At 62.0% G+C, this 521-nt stretch carries 2 protein-coding genes; both read right to left on the bottom strand.

The window, feature by feature from the left end; all coding sequences use genetic code 11:
• The coding region (locus tag AB4Y92_RS25480; RefSeq protein ID WP_441822150.1) for a disulfide bond formation protein B at positions 1–237 on the bottom strand (237 nt) is incomplete at its 3' end.
• Between the two features lie 13 nt (positions 238–250).
• Positions 251–521: YqaA family protein (locus tag AB4Y92_RS25475; protein WP_441822149.1), on the bottom strand; the 271-nt coding region annotated here is incomplete at its 5' end.

The raw sequence follows: 521 nt of genomic DNA, 5'->3' as shown, positions 1-521 counted from the left end.
CGCAAGCACTGTCAATTGCAGGGCACGCGAGCGAGCGACCACCAGCGCCACCGCGGCAAGCGCCATGGCGGCGTAATGTGGAATGCGCTGCTCGAGGCAGAGCTTGCAGGGCACGAGATGCCAGACGAGTTGCGACCACCATGCTCCGGCGATCAGGGCCGTCGAGCCGAGACCGAGGAGGAGGATCAACCGCATCGGGCGCATCAGGGTATCGAGCCGGGAATCGCTGCCAGGCATTGGATCGTACCACTCAGAACAGGTGCTTGAAGGCGAAGAAGCCGCCCACGATTCCGACGACCAGGACGATCATCGCCGTGGTGAAATGCTCGTCGAGAATCCGCCGGATCGGCCCCCCGAATCGATTGAGCAACCCGGCCAGAAGATAGAACCGTGCGCCGCGCGTGATGATCGAGAGTACGACAAACCAGAGCAGATCGTATCCGGCAAAGCCCGAGGTGATCGTCACCAGCTTGTAGGGGATCGGCGTCAGTCCCTTCAGCAGGATGATCCAGGCACCATAC

It is taken from the genome of Lysobacter sp. TAB13 (genome assembly GCF_052113885.1).
GTDB lineage: Bacteria > Pseudomonadota > Gammaproteobacteria > Xanthomonadales > Xanthomonadaceae > Lysobacter > Lysobacter gummosus.
This window is presented reverse-complemented; position numbering and strand designations above follow the sequence as displayed.